This is a genomic window from Streptomyces sp. NPDC002889, assembly GCF_042888425.1.
Taxonomy (GTDB): domain Bacteria; phylum Actinomycetota; class Actinomycetes; order Streptomycetales; family Streptomycetaceae; genus Streptomyces.
This window is the reverse complement of record NZ_JBIAPT010000007.1, coordinates 330,281-333,654: the sequence shown is the minus strand read 5'-3', so window position 1 is coordinate 333,654 and position 3,374 is coordinate 330,281. Positions and strand designations below refer to the sequence as shown.

The window sequence follows — 3,374 nt, the reverse complement described above, 5'->3', positions numbered from 1 at the left end:
GAGAAGCAACTGCCCGGCCACCGGGTGCAGATCGACGTGAAGTTCATCGAGCCGCTCGCCTCGATGCCGCAAGGGCGCCGCGGCGGGCGCAACAAATACTTCCAGTTCACCGCGATCGACGACTGCACCCGGTTGCGCGTGCTGCGGATCTATCCGACGTTGAACCAGGCCACCGCGATCCAGTTTCTCGACTACGTCATCCAACGCCTGCCGTTCCAGGTCGAGGTCATCCAGACCGACAACGGCGCCGAGTTCCAGTCCGCCTTCCACTGGCACGTGCTCGACAGAGGCATCGCCCACACCTACATCAAGCCGCGAACACCGCGGCTGAACGGCAAGGTCGAACGTTCCCACCGCATCGACGCCGAGGAGTTCTACCGGCTCCTCGACGGCGTCATCATCGACGACGCCGAGGTCTTCAACGACAAGCTGCGCGAGTGGGAGGACTACTACAACTACCATCGCCCCCACGGCGGCCTCGGCGGCCAGACGCCCTACGAAAGCCTCAAGCAGAAGACCACGACCCAGGCGTAATCGGTGATCGTCAGTTGCACAGCAGCTGACAACCTCGGATCGGTCCAAACCTTCTTCACTTACTCAAGGCACCCGGCTGCGCTCCGCTCCGCCGGGCGGGCTTCCCGGCTCCGCTCGGGGCGCCGCTCCTGCCTTCGGCCCGCTCCGCCCCCGCTGCGCCGACGCCCGCCCCTGCAAGACGGGATAGGCCCAAGGGCATGAGTCGAGCCCCAACAGCGACCGATGCCCAAGGTCACCGACATGCCTCCGGCGGGGGCCTCAGGCTCCGGGATGGCGGGGGCACCGTACGCGGGTGCCGGCCGTGGGGTGTGGCGGTGGGGAACTCCCATCCCGTCTGCCGTCGACCCAGGGCAAGCCGAGCAGACACGGCACCGGGCGTCCAGGTCGTTCGTACAGTGGCGCGCTCCACCTGGACGCCCGGCACCGCGCCCGCTCCACAAACGTGTGGGTCGACGGCAGACGGGATGGGAGTCGGGGTGAGTGGTGAGCGGGCGCCCGAAGCCGTTTCAGCCCCGGGCCTGTCCATCGACCTCGGTGCCCGTCTACATCCCGTGCTCGTTCACGTCGTGGCGAGATTCATTCAGATCATCCGTAAAACCAGGGCAAGATGCTGGCGTTGGCGAGGGCTCGCACATCAAGGGGGAACCATGGAGTTGGCAAGCCTGATCGTGGCAGTGGTCGCGGCCCTTCTATCAGTAGGGGCTACCACCGCAGCTTGGCGCGCCGTTCGCCCTCGGCCCGTGCTCGCTGGCCGGATTGTAGGAGCCTGGCAAGGACCGGCAAACGAAGTCAAGTTCACGCTTGTAGGCGTGCATGTCCTACTCACCAACCGGTCAACTCACCCGGTCTACCCCGTCGGCGCTGCACTGGAGGTGAAGATCGCTGATGAGTGGTACTGGGCCGGGCGACTGGCGCGCTATCAGGTGGACGAATTGGCTGAAATTACCATCACTGATGGAAATAGCGGCAAGTGGGCGTTCAGGGTGTCCCCAGAGCACGTGACAGCCCTACTGGAAAGTAGGGTTGAACACGGGGCACCGCTTGCGGGACTCCTCGTGTTCCATCTGAACAACCGAAGCATCCCGATGATAGAGGCGGGCGGTAGTGCGTCAATTGATGAATACAGGCTCGTAATTACTGACGTCTTCGGGAAAAAGCATTCAATCGAGGCTGATCGTGCTGAAACGGAGACCTTCTCAAGCGGCGACGTCTCCTTGGTCGAGATGTTGCACGAGACGGGTGTTCCCTCGCGCCGCGTGGAGGCCGGCACTGACAACGGCCCCGCCCCTGATTAGCAGCGGTGAGTGTCTAACTGCGTGACAACGCACCCGATCAACGGCGGACGAGCGCCAACGTCTGCGGACCATCAGCGCAGGTGAGAGACGCACCGGCCCAAGGCAGAGCTCCCGCCCGGTTGCTTCGGGACGAAGAGGTCGCTGTCCCCGGGTGCCGGTCCGACGTGGCCGTGCATCCTGGCGGGATGACGGAGGCCCGAGAGCAGTACGTGAGTGGCAGTCAGCTCCCTGGGCCGTCTCTGAGCCGTCCGAGGCCGCTCAATGGGGGCCAACGATGACCAATGACGGCCAGCCAGAAGCCTTCGGCTAGCGCTCGGACTAGCGAAAACGCAGTTCGTCAAGATTCCTGGCAAGACCCAGGGCAAGAAGGCAGGCCTCGCCAACGTTCCAGTGCGTAATTAAAGCTCGTCCGTGGATAGCCGTTGCGGGACTCGGCGGCATGGGGCAGGGCTGCCGAGGCGACAGGCAGGATGAGCGTCTATCCGCGTGTACTTGAGCGTGAGCAATGCGGCTGCCATGAGGGGCAGGACAGCGAGAGCAGCCGCGGTGAAGAGATTAGGATCGCAGAGTTACCCATTCACCGTCGACGACTTGCCACGCAAAATCCCCTAACTCTTGCCAAGCCGGACTACAACGGGACTGTCAAGTTTCGGAATAGCAAGTCGATATCCTTCTCCCCACCCCATAATCCCCGACTGGTAAGATCCTGCTCGGCCAGCAAGAGCCACCTTCACACTTCGCGGGCCGGTTGTCACGGGAATCCAGGTATCACTTTCGGCGCCCGTCACATTAACATCGAGGCCGAATATGCAATCCTTCTGGCCAGCAAGGAAGTAGAGATCGAATGTCTTGGTGTCTCCTGGCTTGTCAAAGACTACGGATGTTCCCTTAAAGAAGGGGTGCCCTAGATTCCACTCATTCCCGCCAGGCAGCCAGCCATCGTCAGTTTTCTCTCCAGAGAAACCCGCTAATAACTCTCGCGCAGGAAGCCCTTGCTCTGCGAGATTGAATACGATTTCCGGCCTTTTATCCATCTCCCCTGGAGCCGCTTGACTATGTCGCGGCAAGACAAGGGTGCCACGGGTGGCGCTGTTGAGACAGTTAAGCCCGGACACTCGCATGCCTTGAACAGTCACACCACGATGCAGGGCGCGTATCGTTATCCGTTTGTGCGTCCACTCGACTTCCCTTGCGTCATTTTCCAGCAGCCAGTTACTCCACCCCTCATCCGGCCCCGATTCTTCCGGCATATTTCGAAGGCTAGCGATAGGAACCTTCAGAGCATGGAATCCCGATCCCCCACCTGAGCCGATGGTAAAGCTGACGGGCGGCCCAGATGCTGCAGCAGCTTCCTCTTCTTCCTTCTCTCGCTCTCTTGTGGCAGATTCGTCATCGGCGGAACCAGACTTCATGGCAGCCGCTGTCGCAAATCCAGCTATAATCACCGTCACAATTGCCAGAGTCGTAGTGATCAGGAAGTCTGGCTTCTTGTACCAAGGCTTTTCCTGCCCAGCTTGAGGTGCCGGGCTAGGCGGCGGAGTCTGG

The 3,374-nt window shown here is 61.7% G+C and carries 3 protein-coding genes; 2 read left to right on the top strand and 1 reads right to left on the bottom strand.

The features are described 5' to 3' along the window. Positions 1-534, top strand: a 534-nt coding sequence (locus ACFYWI_RS13430; RefSeq protein WP_389230027.1) for an integrase core domain-containing protein, incomplete at its 5' end; no start/stop codon positions are given. An 809-nt stretch (positions 535-1,343) separates the two neighbouring features. Beyond that, positions 1,344-1,829 (top strand): hypothetical protein, encoded by a 486-nt coding sequence (locus tag ACFYWI_RS13425; RefSeq protein ID WP_389230024.1) that lies wholly within the window; start codon positions 1,344-1,346, stop codon positions 1,827-1,829. Positions 1,830-2,437: 608 nt separating this feature from the next. Here the strand turns inward: ACFYWI_RS13425 and ACFYWI_RS13420 are convergent. Further along, positions 2,438-3,374: hypothetical protein (locus ACFYWI_RS13420; RefSeq protein WP_389230021.1), on the bottom strand; the 937-nt coding region annotated here is incomplete at its 5' end.